The organism is Clostridioides sp. LIBA-7602 (genome assembly GCF_056688945.1).
Genome location: NZ_CP196991.1, coordinates 599,559 through 621,486 on the forward strand (window position 1 = coordinate 599,559; position 21,928 = coordinate 621,486).

General features: G+C 27.4%; 21 protein-coding genes and 1 other annotated feature. Of the genes, 13 read left to right on the top strand and 8 right to left on the bottom strand.

The genetic code is table 11. From position 1 onward, the window contains the following. Positions 1 to 70: 70 nt before the first annotated feature. The 10 genes from ACTG45_RS03115 (at position 71) to thrS (ending at position 12,562) form a co-directional block, all read left to right on the top strand. Positions 71 to 2,308 carry a Lon protease family protein gene (locus tag ACTG45_RS03115; protein ID WP_479918099.1) on the top strand — a complete coding sequence of 746 codons (2,238 nt, stop codon included), beginning with the start codon at positions 71 to 73 and terminating at the stop codon, positions 2,306 to 2,308. A 197-nt stretch (positions 2,309 to 2,505) separates the two neighbouring features. After that, positions 2,506 to 3,555 (top strand): endonuclease III, encoded by a 1,050-nt coding sequence (gene nth, locus ACTG45_RS03120; RefSeq protein ID WP_021383235.1) that lies wholly within the window; start codon positions 2,506 to 2,508, stop codon positions 3,553 to 3,555. A 196-nt stretch (positions 3,556 to 3,751) separates the two neighbouring features. Further along, complete coding sequence (gene trmL, locus ACTG45_RS03125) at positions 3,752 to 4,222, top strand: tRNA (uridine(34)/cytosine(34)/5-carboxymethylaminomethyluridine(34)-2'-O)-methyltransferase TrmL (protein ID WP_021383223.1); 471 nt, start codon at positions 3,752 to 3,754, stop codon at positions 4,220 to 4,222. Positions 4,223 to 4,256: 34 nt separating this feature from the next. Then, positions 4,257 to 5,102 carry a DegV family protein gene (locus ACTG45_RS03130; RefSeq protein ID WP_021383226.1) on the top strand — a complete coding sequence of 282 codons (846 nt, stop codon included), beginning with the start codon at positions 4,257 to 4,259 and terminating at the stop codon, positions 5,100 to 5,102. Between the two features lie 270 nt (positions 5,103 to 5,372). Further along, positions 5,373 to 6,377 carry a BMP family ABC transporter substrate-binding protein gene (locus ACTG45_RS03135; protein WP_021383228.1) on the top strand — a complete coding sequence of 335 codons (1,005 nt, stop codon included), beginning with the start codon at positions 5,373 to 5,375 and terminating at the stop codon, positions 6,375 to 6,377. Between the two features lie 39 nt (positions 6,378 to 6,416). Then, positions 6,417 to 7,547, top strand: coding sequence for a BMP family ABC transporter substrate-binding protein (locus ACTG45_RS03140; RefSeq protein ID WP_479919795.1), 1,131 nt, complete (start codon positions 6,417 to 6,419; stop codon positions 7,545 to 7,547). 152 nt (positions 7,548 to 7,699) lie between these two features. Continuing rightward, positions 7,700 to 8,461: a DUF6873 family GME fold protein gene (locus ACTG45_RS03145; RefSeq protein ID WP_021383214.1), complete on the top strand. Its 762-nt coding sequence runs from the start codon at positions 7,700 to 7,702 to the stop codon at positions 8,459 to 8,461. 2 nt (positions 8,462 to 8,463) lie between these two features. Continuing rightward, positions 8,464 to 9,282 (top strand): putative sporulation protein YtxC, encoded by an 819-nt coding sequence (locus tag ACTG45_RS03150; protein WP_021383238.1) that lies wholly within the window; start codon positions 8,464 to 8,466, stop codon positions 9,280 to 9,282. Positions 9,283 to 9,446: 164 nt separating this feature from the next. Beyond that, positions 9,447 to 10,049 (top strand): DUF445 domain-containing protein, encoded by a 603-nt coding sequence (locus ACTG45_RS03155; protein WP_021383203.1) that lies wholly within the window; start codon positions 9,447 to 9,449, stop codon positions 10,047 to 10,049. 291 nt (positions 10,050 to 10,340) lie between these two features. Further along, positions 10,341 to 10,579, top strand: a binding site (T-box leader). Between the two features lie 63 nt (positions 10,580 to 10,642). Next, on the top strand, positions 10,643 to 12,562 hold the full coding sequence (gene thrS / locus ACTG45_RS03160; protein WP_479919796.1) for a threonine--tRNA ligase: 1,920 nt from the start codon (positions 10,643 to 10,645) through the stop codon (positions 12,560 to 12,562). A 618-nt stretch (positions 12,563 to 13,180) separates the two neighbouring features. Here the strand turns inward: thrS and ACTG45_RS03165 are convergent. Genes ACTG45_RS03165 through ACTG45_RS03175 form a run of 3 tightly spaced genes read right to left on the bottom strand, consistent with a single transcriptional unit; the run spans position 13,181 to position 15,220 of the window. Beyond that, the gene (locus ACTG45_RS03165) at positions 13,181 to 14,218 is read right to left on the bottom strand and encodes a DUF4097 family beta strand repeat-containing protein (protein WP_479919797.1); all 1,038 of its coding nucleotides are present in this window, start codon (positions 14,216 to 14,218) and stop codon (positions 13,181 to 13,183) included. Next, the gene (locus ACTG45_RS03170) at positions 14,211 to 14,888 is read right to left on the bottom strand and encodes a permease prefix domain 1-containing protein (protein WP_479919798.1); all 678 of its coding nucleotides are present in this window, start codon (positions 14,886 to 14,888) and stop codon (positions 14,211 to 14,213) included. The genes ACTG45_RS03165 and ACTG45_RS03170 overlap by 8 nt, the downstream gene beginning before the upstream one ends. An 11-nt stretch (positions 14,889 to 14,899) precedes the next feature. Further along, a complete protein-coding gene (locus ACTG45_RS03175; protein WP_021383225.1) occupies positions 14,900 to 15,220 on the bottom strand; it encodes a PadR family transcriptional regulator in 321 nt (106 codons plus the stop codon). A 324-nt stretch (positions 15,221 to 15,544) separates the two neighbouring features. Here ACTG45_RS03175 and ACTG45_RS03180 point away from each other — a divergent pair, with 324 nt between their 5' ends. The 3 genes from ACTG45_RS03180 to ACTG45_RS03190 all read left to right on the top strand — a co-directional run bounded on the left by ACTG45_RS03180 (position 15,545) and on the right by ACTG45_RS03190 (position 17,690). Continuing rightward, entirely contained in the window at positions 15,545 to 16,885 is a 1,341-nt protein-coding gene (locus tag ACTG45_RS03180) for a GHKL domain-containing protein (protein WP_479918106.1), read from the top strand. Positions 16,886 to 16,958: 73 nt separating this feature from the next. Beyond that, positions 16,959 to 17,543 carry an accessory gene regulator ArgB-like protein gene (locus ACTG45_RS03185; RefSeq protein ID WP_479918107.1) on the top strand — a complete coding sequence of 195 codons (585 nt, stop codon included), beginning with the start codon at positions 16,959 to 16,961 and terminating at the stop codon, positions 17,541 to 17,543. A 3-nt stretch (positions 17,544 to 17,546) separates the two neighbouring features. Beyond that, positions 17,547 to 17,690: a cyclic lactone autoinducer peptide gene (locus tag ACTG45_RS03190; RefSeq protein ID WP_479918108.1), complete on the top strand. Its 144-nt coding sequence runs from the start codon at positions 17,547 to 17,549 to the stop codon at positions 17,688 to 17,690. Between the two features lie 169 nt (positions 17,691 to 17,859). Here ACTG45_RS03190 and ACTG45_RS03195 read toward each other — a convergent pair whose 3' ends face one another. The 5 genes from ACTG45_RS03195 to ACTG45_RS03215 form a co-directional block, all read right to left on the bottom strand. Continuing rightward, positions 17,860 to 18,429 carry a hydrolase gene (locus ACTG45_RS03195; RefSeq protein WP_479919799.1) on the bottom strand — a complete coding sequence of 190 codons (570 nt, stop codon included), beginning with the start codon at positions 18,427 to 18,429 and terminating at the stop codon, positions 17,860 to 17,862. Between the two features lie 160 nt (positions 18,430 to 18,589). Next, positions 18,590 to 19,840 (bottom strand): MFS transporter, encoded by a 1,251-nt coding sequence (locus ACTG45_RS03200; RefSeq protein WP_479919800.1) that lies wholly within the window; start codon positions 19,838 to 19,840, stop codon positions 18,590 to 18,592. A gap of 8 nt (positions 19,841 to 19,848) precedes the next feature. Next, complete coding sequence (locus tag ACTG45_RS03205) at positions 19,849 to 20,082, bottom strand: hypothetical protein (RefSeq protein ID WP_044212613.1); 234 nt, start codon at positions 20,080 to 20,082, stop codon at positions 19,849 to 19,851. 50 nt (positions 20,083 to 20,132) lie between these two features. Continuing rightward, positions 20,133 to 20,711, bottom strand: a complete 579-nt coding sequence (locus tag ACTG45_RS03210; protein ID WP_479919801.1) for a TetR/AcrR family transcriptional regulator — start codon at positions 20,709 to 20,711, stop codon at positions 20,133 to 20,135. A gap of 336 nt (positions 20,712 to 21,047) precedes the next feature. Beyond that, positions 21,048 to 21,836 carry an EFR1 family ferrodoxin gene (locus ACTG45_RS03215; RefSeq protein ID WP_479919802.1) on the bottom strand — a complete coding sequence of 263 codons (789 nt, stop codon included), beginning with the start codon at positions 21,834 to 21,836 and terminating at the stop codon, positions 21,048 to 21,050. Between the last annotated feature and the right edge of the window lie 92 nt (positions 21,837 to 21,928).

The window sequence follows — 21,928 nt, forward strand, 5'->3', positions numbered from 1 at the left end:
TTACTTTAACACTTATTGTGTCAAAGTCATATTATATCATTAACGTTAAATATGAGGAGGTGGGGGAATATTGAAATATAACAATACATCTGAAATAAATCCACTAGATTGTATATTGGGTCAAGAAAGAGCCGTAGAAGCTATGGAATTAGGTTTAAGAATAAATAATCCAGCCTACAACATATACCTAGCTGGTGAATCTGGAACAGGAAAAAGTACTTATGCCTTAAAGGTTTTGAATGAATATGCATCCAAAAAAAATACACATAAAGATTGGTGCTATATATATAATTTTGAAAACCCTAGAGAGCCTATTATAGTTGAGTTAGAAAAAGGGTTTGGAAGAGAACTTAAGAAAGACATGGAGAAGTTAATTGAAAGTCTTTTAGAGGATTTTAAAAATGCATTTGAAAGTGAAAGTTTTGAAATAGAAAAAAATAAACTTTTGGATGAATATGAAATAGAAAAAGATATGTTGCTAAAACAAATTAAGAAATATGGAGAAGAAAAAGGGTTTAAATTAAAACAGAGTAAAATGGGAATAGTCTTTATACCTTTGAAAGAAGAGGAAGATGAAAGTGACATATCTGATGAAGAGTTTTATAAGGCAAAAAGAGAACTAGAAAATATGGCTATACAAGTCGTATATAAAATTAGAAATTTGGAAGAAATAGCTGAAAAAGCTGTCTTAGAGCTTGAAGAAGAGATAGCTAAACTTGTAGTAGAACCTCACATTAAAAGATTGTGTGAAAAATATGAAAATTATGATAAAATTCAAGTTTATTTGGAAAATATAAAGAAAGATATAATAGAATATATGTACTTATTCTATTTAGATGAAGATGAATTAAAAGATAAGTATGATAAAGAGCATTTTATTAAATATAAAATTAATCTATTTGTAGACAACGGAGGTGCAAAGAATAAAGAATCAGCACCTGTCATAGTAGAGATAAATCCAAGTCCTACAAATCTATTTGGAAAGGCAGAATACGATTATGCAAATGGCAATATAAAGACTGATTTTACAAAACTATTATCAGGAGCATTTCATAGGGCTAATGGTGGTTATTTAGTGATTTATGCAGACCAATTGTTAAAATATACGATGTCTTGGGAAATTCTTAAAAAGACTTTGCAGACAAAAAAAGTAATACTGGAAACACAGACAGCAATTAAGCCAGAAAATATGCCACTAAATGTAAAGTTAATATTGATTGGAAGTCACTATATATATGATATTTTATATAGATACGATGAAGATTTTGAAAAATATTTTAAAGTATTCGTAGATTTTGATAGCGAAATGGATAAGAACGAAGACAATGAAGAAGGCATTGCTAGATTTATAGCATCTCAGTGTGATAAGAATAATTTAAGACATTTTACTAAGGAAGCAGTTGATGAAGTTGTCAAATTTAGCACTAGATTGTCTGGTGATTTAGGAAAATTATCAACTAAGTTTAATAAAATAATGGAAGTTGTAATAGAAGGAAGTGCATATGCAGAATTTAGAAATTCAAGATATACAGAGCAGTGTGATGTTAAGAAAGCAATAAGTGAAAAGAAAAAAAGAATTAATAGAGTGGAAACACATATGGATGAATCAATTGAAAATGGATTTACTTTAATAGAGACAGAGGGAAGAAAGGTTGGAGTAATAAATGGTCTATCAGTCTTAAGCACAGGAGAATATTCTTTTGGTAGAGCTTCAAGGATTACAGCAACCACTAGCCCAGGAAGTAAAGGCATAGTAAATATAGAAAGAGAAGTAAATATGAGTGGCTCTATACATAACAAGGGAGTGCTTATATTAGGTGGATACCTTTCTGAGAACTTTGCACAGGATTTAATAATGTCACTAAATGCTTATATTTGTTTTGAACAAAATTATGGTGGGATAGATGGAGATAGTGCATCTTCAGCAGAATTATATGTACTATTATCATCTCTTAGTGGAGTATCAATTAAGCAGAATATTGCTGTTACAGGTTCTATAAATCAAAAGGGAGATATACAAGTAGTTGGTGGAATAAGTGAAAAAATAGAGGGATTTTATTCTATATGTAAAACTAAAGGATTAAATGGTGAGCAAGGTGTCATAATTCCTAAGAAGAATCAGAGAAATCTCGTTTTATCAGATGAGGTTAATGATGCAATACAAGATGGAAAATTTAAGATATATACAGTTGAAAGAGTAGAAGAGGCTATAGAGATATTGACGGATGTTAAATTTGAAGAAATAAAGAAATTAGTAAAAGAAAAATTAATATCTTTCAGTAAGATACAAACTGTGTCAAAAGAATAAGTTTATTGTAGAATTTAATGGGTATTTATGTATAATAAAAAGCAAGAACTTTAATAGGTTTTTGCTTTTTTTGTGAAATATCTGGAATTTAAATTTTTATTTTGTATGTTTTATATATTGATGTTTATTTTTTGTTGATATGATTAAACTATGTATAAATAGCGTCTTATAAATTAGTATTTTAAAGGGGGATAATTATGAAAAATGTAAATCTAAAAGAGAATGAAGAGATAAAAACTAACAAAGAGATAAAAGATAATAAAGATATAAATGGGAAGAATCTAAAAGAGAAAGAAGATATAGATAAAAAAGACATAAATACGGTTGAAGCTAAAAAAGGAATGGATAAAACAATTAATAAAAAAGATAAGATAATTGATGAGAAAGATATAGAAAATTTTAGTGATATTGAAGAAGATAAAAAAACTGTGAAAGCAGTCAAAAAAAACACTAAAAAAAGTACTAAAGAAGGCACTAAAGAAAGTATCAAAAAAACTAACAAAAAAACCGAAACAGACGAAAAAACAAAGAGTATTAATTCTAGTAAGAAAACACAAAAACCAAGTAAAGAAGCTAAAAGTAAATCTAAAAATAAGAATAAGTCAGTAAATGAAAAAGATGTAAATAAGATTTTAGATGAATTAGAAAAACTGTACCCAGATGCTACATGTGAGTTAAATTATGGGACAGCCTTTGAACTTTTAATAGCTACTATTCTATCAGCTCAGTGTACTGACGTAAGGGTAAACAAAGTTACATCAGAGTTGTTTAAAAAGTACAACACAGCAAGAGACTTTGCTGATTTGAGTATTGAAGAAATTAGTAAGGAGATAAAAAGCTGTGGTCTTTACAAAAGTAAATCTCAAAAAATAAAAGATACATCTGAACAACTATGTGAATTATATGATGGTGAAGTACCAGATAGTTTAGAAGAACTTGTAAAATTACCTGGTGTTGGAAGAAAAACAGCAGGAGTTGTACTTAGTAACGCCTTTAATCAACCAGCAATAGCAGTAGATACTCATGTATTTAGAGTTACCAATAGAATTGGAATAGTGGATGAGCCAAATCCTCAAAAAACAGAATTTGCACTTATGGAAGCCATACCAAAAGAAAGATGGTCACACTCACACCATGTATTAATTTTTCATGGAAGAAGAATGTGTAAAGCTAGAAATCCAGAATGTGGAGATTGCCCAATAAAAGAAGATTGTAATTATTATAAAGAAATTAATGAAATGAAATAACTTTTATCAAAGTAAGTTGTACAAGAGGGATTTTCTGATATAATAATACTTATGAAAATGTTAGATAGAAAACTATTATATATAGCTAAGTAAAAATTGTTATTAACATTATTATATATAATAGTATAATATTATTGTTATTCTGTTTATAAAATAAAGTTTAATAAATTAAGAGCAATACTTAGGGAGGATAAAAATGTCATTAAATATAGTATTAGTAGAACCAGAAATACCTCAAAATACAGGAAATATAATAAGAACTTGTGCAGCAACAGGTTCAACTTTACATTTGGTAAAGCCATTAGGTTTTTCATTAGATGATAAACACCTAAAAAGATGTGGGCTTGACTATTGGGATATAGCTGATATACAATATTACGATAGCTTTGAAGAATTACAAGAAAAGTATCCAAACAGCAAATACTTTTTTTCTACAACAAAGGCTAATCAGTCACATTCAGATGTGAAATATGAAGAAAATTGTTTTATAGTATTTGGCAAAGAAACAAAGGGATTACCAGAACCTTTGTTGAAAGCAAATATGGATACTTGTATTAGAGTACCTATGTTGGATGTTGAAAAAGCTAGGTCACTAAATTTATCAAATTCAGTTGCTATAGTAGTGTACGAAGCTTTAAGACAAATAGGATATCCTAATATGAGGTAATTTAGCAAGCCTAAATGAGAAAGGAGCATACTTGATGAAAAATCTAAAGATAATCTGTGACAGTTTATCGGACGTGCCAAAAGATTTGTTAGATAAATATGATATAGATATTGTCTCGTTAACAGTTATATTAGAGGAAAAAGAATACAAGGATAGAATCGATATATCTGGAGATGAATTTTATAAAAGGCTTAGAGAAGAAAATGTATATCCAAAAACTTCTCAAGCTACTTATGCCCAATTTAAAGAAATATTTGAGAAGTATACTAGTGAAGGTAGAGAGATACTTTATATAGCAGGTTCTGCCACAGCCACAGGGACGTATCAAAGTGCTGTAATGGCAAAGAATGATGTAGAAGGTAAAATATATACATACGATTCTAACTTGCTTTGTATGGGAACTGGTTTACTTGTAATAAAAGCAGGAGAACTTGCAAGTGAAGGGAAATCTATTGATGAAATATTGACTGTTTTGGATGAATTAAAAGAGAAAGCTTTTGTTATATTTTCAGTGGATACACTAGAATATTTACAAAAGGGAGGAAGAATATCATCTACTAAAGCAGCAATAGGAAGCATATTAAATATAAAACCTATCTTAGAGATAAAAGGTGGACTAGTTTCGCAAATATCTCAAGTAAGAGGAAAGAAGAATGTAATTTCTAAAATGATGGACTTGATAAAATCAAATTGTGGGGATGATTTATCAGACCAAATTGTGTATATAGGATATAGTGATGATTTTAAGGAAAAAGAACAATTATCTAAGGTTATGGAAGATGAATTAAGACCTAAAGAAATTAGATTTTTCCAAATTGGCGTGTGTATAGGTGCACATGCTGGTCCTGGTGTCACTGGTATCATATGTTTAAGAAAATAAATAATATTTTTTAAATGATTATTTGTTTTTTATTAGATTAAGATAAAATATTAAATATTGATATGCTAAATTGGATTTATTTTAGATAAAATTAAGTATTGATATATTGGATTTAGTTTTTAGGGAAGTGTGTAAATAGATAAGAATCTATTGCACACTTTTTTATAGTAAGATTTATTGGAAAAATCTCAAAACATGATTGTAAATTGTATATAAAAGATTTGTAAATAGAATATAAAAATGTCATGAAGGTGTAAGGAGTGAAATTTGATGAGTTTAAAAAGAGTGTTGATATTGATATTAACCGTAGCAATGACAACTGGAATGTTGGTTGGGTGTAGCAATAATCCTGATAACAATTCTAATTCTAACAAAGATAATAAAAGTAATATAACTGACAAAAATAATTCAAAAAAATCTATATCTATGATACTAGACATTGAAGGAACAAACAATGAAGTTATGAATAATGCTGCTTTATTGGCATTAAACAATGCTCAAAAGAAACTTAATATAGATACAAATAAAGTGGAATCAGATGATTCGTCGTCTTTTTCTAATAGCATAGACATTTTATGTAATGACAACCAAGATTTAATTATAGCTGTAGGAGCTAGATTTGCAAAACCATTGGAGAAAATAGCTAAAAAATATCCAAAGCAACAATTTGCAATTGTAGACTATGAGTATGACAAGCAACCTTCTAATATAACTTCAATTTCTTATGAAGACAATAAATCTGGATATCTAGCAGGACTGATTGCTGGAAAGATGACTGAAAGTGATAAAGTTGGTTTCATAGGAGGAGAAAAGGGTTCTAGTAGAGATAAATTTGAAGCAGGTTTTAAAGAAGGTATTAAATTTTCTAACAGCAGTATAAAGGATGTTTCAGTTGAGTATGTGGATGTTTTTAAGGATAGTAAATCAGCTGAATCCATAGCTAAAAAAATGATGGATAATGGAGTAGATGTTATTTTCTCTACTACAGAAGATGACTCAAAAACTGTAATAAATGCAGTTAGAGCGAAAAATAAAAAAGTTATAGCTACTAATAAAGACCAACATGATTTGGCTCCAGAAAATGTTATAAGTTCTATTGTAAAAGATTTTGAAAATCCAACTTATAATTTGATACAAAGTTTTGTAAAGGAAAATTATAAAGGTGGAAAAGTTATAGAAAATACAGTTAAGTCTGGAAGTACTGGACTTGCGCCAAATAGCTCTCAAAATATTCCTCCAGATGTGTTAGAATATGTTAATAAGAACAATAAATAATTATAGAGACTTCAGGTTCTATATCAGGGAGTGAATTTTGTGAAAATAAAAAGGATATTGATGCTCTGCTTTGTTGTGGTGTTTACAATTTTTATATTAGCTATATGCAATTTTGACTTTGGGCTTAATAAAGTAAATAAAGCTAATTCTAATATAAATAGTGCTAAATCCAAACAGAGTGAGTCTAAAAGTGTATCAACCTCATCAAATAAAGATAAAGTAAATAAAGATAAATCAAATAACAAAAGTAATAATGAGGAAGATGAAATAAAAGATGATGATTCTTATGTGAGAAAAACTGTTGGAGTATTATTAGACACTGAAAATTTAAATAACGAATCATATAATAACAATGTACTATCAGCTCTAAAAAGAGCTGATGAAGATTTTGATATTAGAATAAAACTTGAGAAACCAAAGACTTCTAAGAATTTTAAAGAAAGTATAGAAAAACTACATAAATCTGAGCCAGATTTGATAATAGCAGTTGGAGCTAGATTTGCAGAGGTAATAAAAGAAGAGGCTACTAAATATCCAAAACAACAATTTGCAATAGTTGACTATACTTATAAAGTTCAACCATCTAATGTAATTTCAGTATCATTTCAAGATAATGCTACTGGATATTTAGCAGGTCTTATTGCAGGTAAAATGACTGATACTGGTAAAGTAGGTTTTATAGGAGGTATTGAGGGTTCTAGTAGAGATAAGTATGAATCTGGATTTAGAAAAGGTCTAAAAACTTCAAATAAAAATGCTGAGTTATTAGTTAAATATTCAAATGTATTTGAAAATCCTGAATCAGCTAGAACTACTGCAAAAGAAATGAGAGATTCTGATAGAGATGTTGTATTCTCAGCTACAGAAGATGATAGTAAAAGAGCTATTCAAGTAGCAAGAGAAAATGGTGGTAAAGTTATAGCTATTAACAAAGACCAATATGATATGGCACCAAACAATGTAATAAGTTCAATAGTAAAAGATGTGGAACAACCAGTCTATGAATTAATAAAGAATGTTGTAAAAGATGGTTTTCATGGAAGTAAAGTAATGGAGTTTAAAATAAAAGATGGAGAGATAGGATTGACTCCAAATAGTAGTAGAAATATACCACCAGATGTTTTAGAGTACATAAAAAAAGAGTATAACAAAGTGAAAGATACATATTAATTATTATTTTAAAAGTTTATAAAAATGCACTTTTTAGGTGTAAGTTAATTATAGAAGAGTCTAATAATAGGTGTGTTAGCAGAAAAATTCTGCTACACACTTTATTTATTTCAAATAAAAAATTTATCAAAAAAAAGAAAAAGGAGTAAAAAATGGAATTTACAAGAGAGCCATTTATACTAGATGACGATTTGTGTCTAGCTTTGGTGGACAAAAGAATTAGTTATCTAATGGAAAATGAATTAAAATTAAGAAATATAGAGATAATAAAAACAATAGAATGTAAAGAATTATATGAAAGCATAAAATATCACCCAGATATATGTATTTGTAATTTAGGAAAAGGAGATATAATTGTTGCGCCGAATGTATATAATCAATACAAAGAGTTATTAAGTAGATATAAATTTAATATAATTAAGGGAGAAGCTAATTTATTAAATAGATACCCTTATGATATACCTTACAATATTGCTATAGTTGGTGACTATGCTATACACAACTTTAAGTACACTGACAGAGTAATATTAGATTATATTGAAAATAATAAACTTAAAAAGATAAATATAGAGCAGGGCTATTCTAAATGCTCAATCTGTATAGTAGATAGAACATCTATAATAACATCAGATAAAGGTATTTGGAAAAGCATGAAGAATACAGAAATAGAGTGTTTATTAATAGAAAAAGGTCATATAAATTTATTTGAGATGAATTATGGATTTATAGGTGGATGTACAGGGTTAATTTCTAAGGATAAACTAGCTTTTTGTGGAGATGTTAAAAAACATCCTGACTATGAACGTATAAAAAGTTTTGTAGAAAGCAAAAACAAGGAGATAGTTACACTTAGCTGTGAAAATTTACTAGATATAGGTTCTATAGTTCCTCTCATGACAAGAAAGGAGCGATAACTTTGGTTGAGAAGGATAATATTTCTTCTATGAAATTTTTGAGGAATAATAATGTAAACGATAGATTAATATATACGAATGACATTGTAGAAGTAGTAATAGATTCTGCAAAGCAAGAAGTATTAAATAAAAGAATACTTAATGGTACTAAAGATGAACAAAGAGCTCTAAATATTGATGAGATATCAACAGAAATAACTAGTATGATAATAAGTATAATGAAAGAGAAACTTTTAAAAGAATACATTCTAAAATGCTATGGGCGTACATATCCTGAAGATAAAAATAATATATACATATATTCACTAAACATATTTGCTAAAAAAGAGATTTTTATGAGAGAAACAGTATTTACAAGGGTGAGAAATTATATAGAGGAAAATGATTTTATAAATGTAGAAGGTTTTATTAGATTTAGAATGAGAGAATTTATGAAATATATTTCTGCTATAGGTGATATTGCAGTTGAGGAGTATTTAATAAAGAAAGACCAAGATGAGTTTATAAGAGTTTTAAAATACTTTATAGATACTCAAGAAGAAAAGATTGATTTGCTAAAAGTTCATATAATGGAAGATAATACATTTATTTTATACGATAAAAATGGAAACAAAATAGACAGTATAGATGATGAAGAAATCATAAATATGGTAATAAGAGAGAATTTAAACTACGAGGACTTTTTAATAAGTACCTTATTAACCTTATGCCCTAAAAAAATAGAAATATTAGATTTATTAAATAATAATTGTTCAAAAGAAATTATAGATACTGTAGAGGCAATTTTTGAAAATAAAGTTAGTATAATTATGGAGAATTAGGAGCTAAAGATATAAAACTAAAAAAATTCTTTTTAAATCGACACAAAAGACTTATAATTGTATATAAAGCTATAATATAGCTAGAGCTATTAACTATAAAAAACATCGACTGATTAAATGTAATATAGCTGACAAATATACAATTGATAAGGAGAAATTTTATAATGGATAATTTAATTAGGATACTGATATTAGCTGTTATTGGTGGATTTATAGGTTACGTTACAAATGTAGTTGCTATAAGACTAATATTTAGACCAATAGAGCCTATTAAAATACCTCTTTTAAATATAGAAATAGTAGGACTTATACCAAAGAGAAGAGCAGAAATAGCAGCAAATGTAGGAGAAATAATTCAAGAAGAATTTCTTTCTATGGACGAAATACTTGCAAATATCATTACTGACGAAGATAAGGAAGAAGTTGTAAGATACATAAAAGCAAGGGTAAAAATTATAATACATGAGAAAGTCTCATTTATACCGAGTGGCATAAAAAACATGATACAAGACTATCTAGGAGAGATAATTGAGTCTGAAGTTAAACAAAGTATAGATGAATTGAGTAAAAATATAATAAATAAAGCAAATGAACGTATAGATATACAAAAAATGGTCGAAGATAAGATTAATGAACTAGATTTATATGAATTAGAAGAGATAATAATAAGAATAGCTAAAAAAGAATTAAAGCATATAGAATTTTTAGGTCTTGTTTTAGGTTTTTTAATAGGTATAGTTCAAGGATTGGTTACTATATTTATTTAAATATACAATAACTAGCTATTGTATTTAAGTATACAAAAACTAAAAATTAACTTCAATAATAATTAATTTTAGTATTTATCTAGTCATATCTATCATGCATGTAGATATATTTTAAAAATTTAAAACTGGTGAAAATATTATAATATAACTATAAATCAAAAGATTAAATTAGTATAAAAATATTAGAATATTGATTTACAGTTGATTAAGATGAAAAATAATGGGTAATTATTATATTACATTAATGTTGATTGATGTATAAGTATCTGTTATAATGAAAATATATTAAAAATTATAGCGTTGAAGAGGAAGAGTAGATTAGAAACCATTCTCAGAGAATTTGGGTCTATGGCTGAGAGCCCATGTAATAGGTCTATTTGAAAACTACCTTGGAGCTGAGTTTATTAGCAGTATTTGTATTTATACTATATGTGAAAGTGCTCGGGTGACGACCTTATAGTCATCAAGAGGGTTGTATATACTTGTATACACCAACTTGGGTGGAACCGCGAATTAATATCGTCCCAAACATATTTGGGGCGATTTTTTATTACAAAAAATCTAAAAATTATTTCAATAAGGAGGAAAAAACAATGATTAAAGTTGCTTTAAAAGATGGCTCAATAAAAGAATTTGAAAGTGCTATTTCTGTTATGGATGTAGCAAAATCCATTAGCGAAGGATTAGCTAGAAATGTGGTAGCAGCATCTGTGAACGGAGAGGTTGTAGGTATGGACCACATTATAGATACTGATTGTGACTTAAATTTATTTAAGTTTGAAGATAAAGAAGGTAAGGAAGTTTTTAGACATACATCAGCACATATATTAGCTCAAGCTATAAAGAGACTTTACCCAGAAGCAAAACTTGCTATAGGGCCAAGTATAGAAAATGGATTCTACTATGATATAGATTTAGACCATAGATTAGTTCCAGAAGATTTAGAAAAAATAGAAGCTGAAATGAAAAAAATAGCTAAAGAAGATTTAAAAATAGAAAGATTTGAACTTCCTAGAAATGAAGCTTTAGAGCTTATGAAAAAACAAAGGGAAGACTATAAGGTAGAACTTATATCTGATTTACCTGAAAGCGAAATAATATCTTTCTACAAGCAAGGTGATTTTACTGATTTATGTAGAGGACCACATTTACCATCTACTAAAAAAGTTAAAGCTGTTAAATTACAAAGTGTTGCAGGTGCATACTGGCGTGGCGACGAAAAAAATAAGATGCTTCAAAGAATCTATGGAACTTCTTTTGAGAAAAACAAAGACTTAGAAGAATACTTACATTTATTAGAAGAGGCTAAAAAGAGAGACCATAGAAAATTAGGTAAAGAATTAGGGTTATTTATGATACCTGAAGAAGGTCCTGGATTCCCTATGTTTTTACCAAAAGGTATGGAACTTAAAAATGAATTATTAAAATTCTGGAGAGAAATACACAGAAAAGCTGGATATATTGAAATAGAATCTCCTATTATATTAAATAGAAAATTATGGGAGACTTCAGGTCACTGGTATCATTACAAAGAAAATATGTATACAGTTAAAATAGATGATGAAGATTATGCTATAAAACCTATGAACTGTCCTGGAGGATTAATTTACTATAATTCTCAATTACACTCATATAGAGATTTCCCAATGAGAGTTGCAGAGCTTGGTAGAGTTCATAGACATGAGTTATCTGGTGCATTACAAGGATTAATGAGAGTTAGAGCATTTACTCAAGACGATTCACATATATTCATGTTACCAGAGCAAATAAAGGATGAGATAAAAGGAGTAGCTAACCTAATAGATGGTATCTACAAAACTTTTGGATTTGAATATAACTTAGAGTTATCTACAAGACCAGAAGATTCTATGGGAAGCGAAGAAGAGTGGGAAGCAGCAGAAAATGGATTAAGAGAAGCTTTAGAAGAATTAGGTCTACCATATACTATAAATGAAGGTGATGGTGCATTCTATGGTCCTAAGATAGACTTCCATCTAAAAGACTGTTTAGGAAGAACTTGGCAATGTGGTACTATACAATTAGATATGCAACTTCCAAGACAATTTGATAATACTTATATTGGACAAGATGGTGAAAAACATAGACCAGTTATGATTCATAGAGTTGCTTTTGGTAGCATAGAAAGATTTATAGGTATATTGATAGAGCATTATGCTGGTAAATTCCCAGTTTGGTTATCTCCAACTCAAGTTAAGATACTTCCTATATCTGATAAATTTATGGATTATGCAAATGAAGTTAAGAAAGAGTTATTTGATAAGGGTATAAGAGTTGAATTAGATGATAGAGCTGAAAAAATCGGATTTAAGATAAGAGAAGCTCAACTTGAAAAAGTTCCATACATGTTAATAGTAGGTGAGAAAGAAGTAGAGGAGAATAATGTTTCTGTTAGATCAAGAGATAAAGGTGAAATAGGTAGCATTAAATTAGATGAATTTATAGCTAGTATTTCAAAAGAAATTGAATCAAGAGAAAGTATTATTCAAAACTAATATTTAAGATATTAATAAATAAGATAAATTTAATTGATATGTTGATAGATATAAATTAAATTTATAAAAAGATAAGTATAATTAGAGGTACAGTTAATCATATTTTTATGATAATGTACCTCTAATTTTTTTGTTGTAGGCTAAATTAATATTTATATGTATGTTGATTTAATGATGTATAAAAGATGCTTAAATAATATATCTATAAAGGTTAATTTAAAGTTGTATAAAATAGGTTTAATTAATATACCTATAAGTGTTAATTTAAAGTTGTATAAAATAGGTTTAATTAAAACTGCTGATTATTTGAGAATAGATGCATGTAAAGGATATGTTGAGATTATATGTAAATAGATTGGACTTAGTAGAGTATTATAGGGAAGACGTTTACTAGTGACAATGAATGAAAGAAATGATTTTGAATACTGTATTGGAGATTACAAGTAAGACGTTTACTAGTGAAAATAAATGAGGAAACAAAAAATTATTATATTAAAACACTTCTATGAGTATTAGATTTATCAATAAATAATAAATCTACCATAGAAGTGTTTTGATTTTAATAATAAAAGTGTTTTTGTAATAATAGAAGTATTTTGGTTGTAATAATCATTTTATCTAATTCTTATTCTTTATAATAGTCAAATCTCCACTTGTAGTACTTACATATAAATTTGTAGTCCCATTTTTATAAGTGTATAAATCATCATGATGATTCAATTCGAAATCACTATCTAAGGAACCAGAAAGCTTATCAAGATTTAAAGTGAAGCCTGGATTATCAGGGATAGATAAATCAACATCTGCAGAAGTAGTCTCGAAATTTAGAGAAGACAACATTTTGTTAGATGTAATTTTTGCATCACCTGAAGTTGTTTCTGCTTCAATATCAGAAAGCGTTCCAGATACATTCATTTGTCCAGAAACTGTACTACAGATAAGACTTTTATTATTTATATCTTTTAAATTTATATCACCACTAGTTGTATCTAAATTTAAACTATCAATTTTACCAGAAAGTTGTATTTTACCAGATGTTGATGAAAATTTAGCATCTTTACTATCTAGTTTTGCTATATCAATATCACCACTAGTTGTATCTAAGTTTACTTTATTAATATTACCAGAAAGCTCTATTACGCCTGAAACCGTACTAGCTTCCATTACATTACCTTTTATGTAAGTACTATATATATCTGCTGAGGCAGTAGATAACGATATTTTATCATAAAGCTTATTAGGCAAATATAGTTCAAGTATTGTTGGTTTTGGAAGATTAATCCCTATAAAGAATTTTTTAGCTGAATTATCATCTATAGAAAGCGAATTTCCATCAACCTTTATTTTTGCAAGTTTTTTCTTTGAAAAATTAGAAGGAGTTTTTTGAATTAGTTTGATTTTATTAGAATCACTTTTCTTAATTCTAACTTCGCCTGAAATCCAGTCTACATCAATATCAGTTATTTTATCTGAAAAACTTTCACTTTTAGTTACTATATACTTATCATAGTTATATTCCGAATTTAAGTTCCTAAAAGAAAAATTAAAAGAATGTGAAACTATACTTCCAAAAAGAAGAAGGACAAATATGATAGAAAGTGATATTGCAATAATACTCCATATGAAAATCTTTGTCTTTATGAGTTTTTTATTCATGCTTATCATCCTCCTTTGATTCACTTAGTTGTATTATCCCTTTAATAATCTCAACACCAGCAGAACCTATTATGAAGAGTATCCACGAAAAAGACCAAATATCAAATAGCATACTTGTAATTAGATATATAGCAACTATTATAATCCAATATGCACTTATAAATGATTTGTAAGCTGGATTTATATCATCATAATTTGTCTTAAATTCTTTGAATTCTTTTGTTGAAGTATCATTGTATAGAACATAGTTTGGTTTTGTCATTTGATTATAGACTAGTAACCCTACACCAATTGCTATCAATATAAGCATTAAAAGAATAGCTAGAGTTGGTTCCATGCCAAAGCTTACAATTGAGACTACAAATAGGAAAGGGCTTATTATAAAAATGGCAATTGCTATTGATGCTCTCAAGGCTCTTTTCTTTTTTTCCTCAATTAATTCAGGAGGTATAAAATATGGTTCTTTAACACTTTCAATTAACTCAGATAAATCGCCAATTCCTGAGATTACTGAATTATATGCTTCTTGTTCTGTTTTACCACATTGTATTTGGTCATTGTATTTTTCTTTTAGATTTTCAAATAATTCATCTTTAAGTTCTTTGACTTTTTTTGTTTCATTAATTCCTGTAAAGCTATTATTAATATAAGTACGTATTTTATCTAACATATTTTCACCTCCTAAATTAATATGTCTATTAATGCTTTTGTATTATCCCATTCTTCACGGCTTTTTATATACTTTTCTCTGCCTATACTTGTTATAGAATAATATTTTCTTCTAGCTCCAGTAGCTTCATCTCCCCAATAAGAGGTTATTGCACCAGATTGCTCAAGTCTACGAAATGCTGTATACAGAGTAGCTTCTTTTAACTCATACAATCCATTGGTCTTTTCAAGTATAGATTTATTAATCTCATAACCATAACTGTCTTTTTCAAGTAAATGCTTTAAGATAATTGTTTCTGTATGACCTCTTATCATGTCAGATGCGATTGTCATGAACATCACCTCCGATTAAATATATAATACTTTGATATACCTCGCCTGTCAAGGTATATCACGAGAAAAAATATTTTATTGTAATTTTGAATTAAATTTTATGATTTACTAGATAAAATATATATTAAATAAAAATATTAAAAACATAAAGAAAAAGTATTGAAAGTATAAATAAGAAAAAAGAACAAAAATTTTAATGTAAATTAGATTTATTTGACATAATTTTCATATACTATTTACTACAGTTGTAGTAAATAGTATAATAATTGTAATATGTTGTATAAAAAAATATTTTGTAAGAATTAATATAATAGGAGAGGTATTATGGCTAATTCGAGTCTTTTTTGGAATGTTTTTATTGCAGTATCTTTTATGATAGAGTGGTTTGCGTGTAAAAAAATATTAGATTACACTAGTGAACAAAAGTTTTGTGGATATAAAATAAATCTTTGTATGTTAATAATAGTTGCCTTTGCTAATATTCTTTATTTTTTTAATATCCTTCCAGATTTAAGAATAATAATATCTTTAGTTATAACAATTACATTTTATAAATTATTATATGAAGTTAAATTTGTAAAATCTATTTTAATATCTCTAATGTATTGGCTATTATTAATAGGAATAGATGCTTTAAGTATGACTCTAACTATATGGATGAATTCAATTGATGATATGTCTAAACTACTAACTGAAGGTATATATAGAATTGAATCAGTTTCTTTAGGAAAGATACTTTTAATTTTAGTTTTGTTTGTATATAAGATATTTAAACAAAAGTCAGATGTAGAAATAAGTAAAACGACTTTAATATATACAATTATACCAATGATAGCTAATATAGTTTCTTTCTTTGTAATCTTTAAATATGTATTTAACCCATTAACTGCAACTTTGATTCATAGTTATGAGATTTTAATTGTATCAGCAATACTTTTTTTATCTAATATATCACTGATATTAATTACTATAAAGCTACAAAGAGATAGTAAGCTTATCTTAGAAAATAATATGATTAAAAAAATCGGAGAGATGCAAAATACATACTATGAGAATATGGAGAAAAAATGTTTGAAAACCAGATTGTTAAGTCATGATATGAAAAATCATATTTTATGCATTAAAGCTATGATTGATAGAGATATTGATGTAAGTTTATATTTAGATAATTTACAGTTAGAAATTCAGGATAATAATATTACTTTTAATACAGGAAATATTATATTAGATGCTATATTAAGTGACAAAAAAGAACTTTGTGCTAGAAATAACATAGAATTTAATACAAATATAAATTTTTCGCATTGTGATTTTGTTGATTCGGTAGACATATGTCATATATTTTCAAACATACTTGATAATGCTATAGAAGCATGCAGTAAAATTAAAGTTGGAACTAAAGAAATAACACTTAAAGGAGATGTAAAAAATTCTTTTTATTTTATAAGGGCTGAAAATACAAAAGTTAATAATGTAGTTGTTAAAAATAATAGTTTTATAACCGATAAAGAAGATAAATTTCAACATGGTCTTGGTATAAAAAGTATTAGAAATGCTGTAGATAAATACAATGGTACTGTAGTTATTGAATATGATGATAAAAGATTTATTGTTAAAATTACTATGCCAATTAGACATGTAAACAAAGAAAATTGTGTAGTGTAACGAGTATATATAAATATTTAATTAATATTAAGATAATGTTAATTATAAATATAAAGAATTAGGTGATGAAGTAATGATTAAGGATTACTCAGAAAAAATGGCTTATATTTTAAAAAATAATAACTTGATTGAAGATAGTGAATTTAGTGTATATTCATATGGTTTTGAAGTGATGATTGCATCTTTTATAAATTTTTCTTTAGTATTAATTATTGGATTTATTTTTAATAAGCTTATACATACAATCTTTTTTTTAGTTTCTTATTGTTTTCTTAGACAGTTTGCAGGAGGATATCATGCATCAAATCATAGAAGTTGTACATTGATGTTTTTATGTATGTTTTTATCTACAATAATATTTTCTAATATAATGATTCACATAGAATATATTAAAATAGTTATACTATTAGCTTCAATCTTTAATTATATAGGTATATTTATTTTGTCTCCAATAGAACATAGAAATAATCCTTTAAATCTAAAGGAGAAAGAAGTATACAGCAAAATATCAAAGTTAATAGTAACTATATTACTAGTTACTATAATTATTAGTGTAAAATTTACTAATATGATAGATTATTCATTGTATATATCATTTGCAATGTTTTGGTCAAATATTATGTTGATTTTAGCAAAACTTAAAAATAGGGGGATTTAAAAAATGAAAAAATACACATTACTTATGATGAAATGTTTAGGATTTTTATCAGTTATTACACTTTATTTATCTGCAAATACTACTTGTACATGGTATAATTGTCAGCCAGAAGCACCAAAGGATTTAAAGAGATTTAAAAAGATTTAGAGTAATTTTAAGTACATAAATATTTATACCTATATATTATAAATAGAGTACTCCATGTATTATGAGTACTCTATTTTATTAAAAGGAACATATAAAAATTTATATTTAATATATTTTTAGGTATTTATTTAATTAAGTTTTGTTATACTAAATATCTATGTACAAGATGCTATATCGTCATTTCTGGGATTAAGCTTCTCATAGCTTCTATAGTTGTTTGGATAAGTTTATCAAGTTCCCAGCCGAGCATTTCTGCACCGCTTCTTATAACATCTCTAGAACAGCCAGCAGCAAATGATTTATCTTTAAATTTCTTTTTAACAGATTTTAATTCTAAATCAGAAACACTCTTTGAAGGACGCATTATTGCAGCTGCACCAATTAAACCAGTAAGTTCATCTACAGCAAACAATACCTTTTCCATAAACTGCTCTGGTTTAACATCTGAGCCAGTCAATCCATATCCATGACTTATAGTAGAATCAATTATAGACTTATCTAAATCAAGCTCTGTCATTAATTCTCTTTGTTTAACACAATGTTCATCAGGATACATTTCAAAATCTAAATCGTGTAAAAGTCCAACTACTTCCCAAAATTCTACTCTCTCAGGGTCGTATTCTTTTGCATAGTATCTCATAACTCCAGATACAATTTGAGCGTGTCTTATATGAAATTCTTCCTTATTGTATTTTTTTAATATTTCCCATGCTTGTTCTATATTTGGCATGTAACTCATTTTTATCACTCCTCTAGCTGAATATTTTGAATTTTTATAAAGTTTGTTTTCCATTGATTATATCAATCAATTTCCAATACGTCAACACACTGATACACAATTTTGTATCTAAATTCAGAAATTAGTGAAAATTAAATTTTTATGTCAAAATTCTTTGTATCTAGAGTTTTTCATTCTTTAATGTTACCTTTGATACAAATGCTACAAGTAATGTAATAAATCCGACTCCTATTATAATAACGTACACTTTATCTGATAATAAATCGAAAAGTTTACCATATATAATCTGACCAAGAGGCATTGCGAGTGATGTCCCTGCAAAAAGAATAGACATCACTTTTCCTAGCAGTTCATTTGGAGTTTTTAATTGTATGATTGTTATAGCATATATTGAGATAAGAGTTGTTGTAAAAAATATTAGCATAGAGGATACAATAAAGATTAAAAATGGAACTGGAAATCCTGTATTTAATATAAATGGATAGACTGAAAATGCCATTGGTATAAATATAAGTGCACATATGGTGAAACAAATATGTAAATTAGTTATTTTCAGATGTTTTGAGAAAATACCAATACTCACAGCAGCTATTAACGAACTAAAAGAGATTGCTCCTTCTGCTAGACCATATAGAAAATTATTGGCTCCCATAGTTATTTTTACTATGTAAGGGATACCTACGATTAGCATAGAGCTTAAAAATAGATTTATTGCCATAGCTAAAAAAAGTATTTTTAATGTAAACCTATTTTCTTTACATATATGTACAATACCATCTTTTATATCAATAAATATAGTTTTTATAATGTTACCAGTTTGCTCTTGTTTAACAAAAGGAATCTGTATAAATATCTCCATAATTGCAGATAGAAAGAAACTTATACAACTGATAACTACAATTGCATTAATACCAAGTATACCATATAAGACACCTCCAAGTACTGGTCCTGCTATGTTTGTAAGAGAGGCAACTCCAGCTACGATACCATTTGCATTTATTAAATGTTCATTATCAACTAAAATAGGTGTACTTGACTGAACTGTTGGTTGATACATTGTGCTTATAACTGAAAGTATGGTCATAATAATTCCTACAAGTAGTATTGAACCATTATCATTAAATAAAAAGAAAGCTAAGATTAGTACTGCGATACTACTTGAAAAATCAAAAATAACCATTAAATTTCTTTTGTTGAATATATCTGCAATAGCCCCACCAATAGGAGAGAATACTATAATTGGAATTGAAGATACTGCGAGTATTGTAGCGAATATTTCTGCTTTACCAGTCGTATCAAGTATGTAGAGAGATAAAGCAAACTTGAGTATTGATGCACCAAATAATGAGATTATCTGACCCAATACCATCAAGTTAAAATTTTTATTAAAAGTATTTAATGATTTTACCATATATATACCTACCTATCTAAGATTATCAAAACATTTATAATGATTGCTATGACAGCAATTACTATAAGGAAATTTTTTCTTATTTTAACTCCTAATATTATTAAAAGTATAGAAACTATTATAGATAAAATAGAGTAAAAGGGCATAAGCTCACTGCTAGGGTCTACGAGTTTTGTGTGGATATTCAGTTTATCATTTATTTTGTAAATGATATCGTTTAGTTTTTGTATTAATTCAATCATATTAACGCTCCTAGTTATAAAGAAATATTTAAAAAATTTATCTTAAATTATTACTCAAGTATGTGTGCTACAAGATTGTCTACCATAAAATCAAATACTTCAATATAGTCATATCCAATATCTTCTTTTAGTAATAGACTTGATAGTAGGGCATTGCAAACGCCAAATGCTTTTTCTTTCTCTATTTTTAACTTGAGATTGTATCTTTCAATTAAGTTGTAAAAACTTTGCACATTGTTATATTCAAGTTGTGAAAGCATCTCCTTAGGTAGCTTATTTAATAAGGTGATGTAATCAGCATTATTTGGCGAATATAAAAATGGATTTTTATCATATAAGCGATATAACATCTTTAAAGATTTTGCAAAACCTTCTTTTTGAGGCATGTTACTTAAGATTTCATCTACTGATGATATAAGCTTGTTTTGAATTCCATTTAGTACTTCAAAAAACAATTTTTCTTTTGAATCAAAGAATGTATAGAAAGAGCCTTTTGCAATCCCTGATTTTGAACAAAGGTCGTCAATGTTAGTTTTTTTGTATCCATATTTAGACCAGTTAATTTCACATTCTGAAATTAGTCTTTTTCTAATATTATTTTTTTCTATTTCTGTAAAGCTTTTAGCCATATTTATCAATCCTCTCTATAAATTGTGGTATATATGACTTAAAAAATATTTTAAGTCATAGATATATATTATTCTTCATTTATAAATTTGTCAAGCTTGACTCTGGCAATAAGCAACGTTTTTGATACAATCTGTATCTCATATGGAAGCTATTATATGAAAAGAGCCAATAGACATAATGAATGTTACTTATAGGTTATTGGCTTTATGTATTTGTATCTGAGTATTTGATAACTGGCAAATTTAATTGTTTTACAGTGATAAGATTTTCTTATTTACATTTGAGATAGTATAGCGAAAAATTTTTAAGCATCTTATTTTTTCAGATTTTTAACCTTATTTATAATGTTTTCGATTTGATACTATATCATTTGAGTTAATGTAAGGATTGTGATATTTTTTGCGTTTTCTAGTGAAATAAGGGAAATTAATGGATTCTTTTGGACAAAAGGAAATGCAAGCCATACACTGATTACATTGATGTTGAAATGTTGGTTTACCATTTTGCATTATTATATTTTTGCAAGGGCATACCTTAACACATAATCCACAAGAAATACAATCATCCCAAACCTTGAAATATTTATCATTAGAGGGACAATTATTTATGTAACGGTCCATTATTTTATGAAAAAGTGTATTTACTAAAAAATTAGGTTTTGGGTAGTTTCTTATTTCTTTTTGTGATATTTCTTTTGAGATAATTCTAAGCTGTTCTTCCGTTTTAGGAACACGTTTTTTAGGGTTAGGAAATGGTGGATACATGGCTACATAGTTTGCAACACTATACACTTTATTTCCATAAGATAAATTACACCCTTTTTCTTTGAGTAACAATGCTAATTCTTCCATGCTTTTTCCGTTAACAAAAGCAGGCATAGAGATTGCGAATATGTAGGCATCAGGGGATAAGTCTAAATTTTTTATAAACTGAATTACAGTTTCTGGTATAGTCCAATGGTACACAGGAAAAACAAACCCTATTCGTTCAACAACTAATTTTGAATAATCAGATGGTGATGTTCTCATTGAGATAATCTCTGTATCATTAAGTTCTTGTGCGATTACTTGAGCAGCTCGCATACTATTTCCTGTTCCAGTAAAGTAATAGATTACATTACGCATATTTTTTACCTCCAAAATCTGTTGAATAAGACTTGTGACAGTCTGTTTTTATTCTGAGTTTTAAACAGAATAGTGTTCTGTTTGGATTATAT

Excerpts from the sequence above, each read along its gene's own strand:
- nth (WP_021383235.1), top strand. The coding sequence starts at position 2,506 with ATGAAAAATGTAAATCTAAAAGAGAATGAAGAGATAAAAACTAACAAA.
- trmL (WP_021383223.1), top strand. The coding sequence starts at position 3,752 with ATGTCATTAAATATAGTATTAGTAGAACCAGAAATACCTCAAAATACA.
- ACTG45_RS03130 (WP_021383226.1), top strand. The coding sequence starts at position 4,257 with ATGAAAAATCTAAAGATAATCTGTGACAGTTTATCGGACGTGCCAAAA.
- ACTG45_RS03135 (WP_021383228.1), top strand. The coding sequence starts at position 5,373 with ATGAGTTTAAAAAGAGTGTTGATATTGATATTAACCGTAGCAATGACA.
- ACTG45_RS03145 (WP_021383214.1), top strand. The coding sequence starts at position 7,700 with ATGGAATTTACAAGAGAGCCATTTATACTAGATGACGATTTGTGTCTA.
- ACTG45_RS03155 (WP_021383203.1), top strand. The coding sequence starts at position 9,447 with ATGGATAATTTAATTAGGATACTGATATTAGCTGTTATTGGTGGATTT.
- thrS (WP_479919796.1), top strand. The coding sequence starts at position 10,643 with ATGATTAAAGTTGCTTTAAAAGATGGCTCAATAAAAGAATTTGAAAGT.
- ACTG45_RS03165 (WP_479919797.1), bottom strand. The coding sequence starts at position 14,218 with ATGAATAAAAAACTCATAAAGACAAAGATTTTCATATGGAGTATTATT.
- ACTG45_RS03170 (WP_479919798.1), bottom strand. The coding sequence starts at position 14,888 with ATGTTAGATAAAATACGTACTTATATTAATAATAGCTTTACAGGAATT.
- ACTG45_RS03175 (WP_021383225.1), bottom strand. The coding sequence starts at position 15,220 with ATGACAATCGCATCTGACATGATAAGAGGTCATACAGAAACAATTATC.
- ACTG45_RS03180 (WP_479918106.1), top strand. The coding sequence starts at position 15,545 with ATGGCTAATTCGAGTCTTTTTTGGAATGTTTTTATTGCAGTATCTTTT.
- ACTG45_RS03185 (WP_479918107.1), top strand. The coding sequence starts at position 16,959 with ATGATTAAGGATTACTCAGAAAAAATGGCTTATATTTTAAAAAATAAT.
- ACTG45_RS03190 (WP_479918108.1), top strand. The coding sequence starts at position 17,547 with ATGAAAAAATACACATTACTTATGATGAAATGTTTAGGATTTTTATCA.
- ACTG45_RS03195 (WP_479919799.1), bottom strand. The coding sequence starts at position 18,429 with ATGAGTTACATGCCAAATATAGAACAAGCATGGGAAATATTAAAAAAA.
- ACTG45_RS03200 (WP_479919800.1), bottom strand. The coding sequence starts at position 19,840 with ATGGTAAAATCATTAAATACTTTTAATAAAAATTTTAACTTGATGGTA.
- ACTG45_RS03205 (WP_044212613.1), bottom strand. The coding sequence starts at position 20,082 with ATGATTGAATTAATACAAAAACTAAACGATATCATTTACAAAATAAAT.
- ACTG45_RS03210 (WP_479919801.1), bottom strand. The coding sequence starts at position 20,711 with ATGGCTAAAAGCTTTACAGAAATAGAAAAAAATAATATTAGAAAAAGA.
- ACTG45_RS03215 (WP_479919802.1), bottom strand. The coding sequence starts at position 21,836 with ATGCGTAATGTAATCTATTACTTTACTGGAACAGGAAATAGTATGCGA.